This is a genomic window from Oleiphilus sp. HI0123, assembly GCF_001635315.1.
On sequence record NZ_LWGE01000478.1, the window covers coordinates 1 to 323 of the forward strand.

General features: G+C 44.7%; 1 protein-coding gene. It reads right to left on the reverse strand.

Annotated elements, in window-relative coordinates:
• The coding region (locus A3761_RS04550; protein WP_231881159.1) for an HAD family hydrolase at positions 1-309 on the reverse strand (309 nt) is incomplete at its 3' end.
• Positions 310-323 lie beyond the last annotated feature (14 nt).

The window sequence follows — 323 nt, forward strand, 5'->3', positions numbered from 1 at the left end:
GGAGGCTAATAAATCGAAAAAAGATGCGTAGTCATTACANACAAAGCCCGCCCTTTCAGCATAATCAGGTAAGTGATCTTGAGCATATAAACAGGAATGCATGTTAGCATGTTCTGCTGCTAATAGGTCGTACAGATAATCACCCACATACACCGCCTCAGAAGGTTTGAGTTGCCACTCACGACATAGTTGCTGCAAGGCTCCTGGGTGAGGCTTTGCAGGGGCACACTCTCTGGTTAATATCGTGTCAACTTGTAGTCCCACTTGCTCTAACTTACGACGAGTTGCTTCTCTTGAATTTCGAGTCACTATCGCAGTTTTTA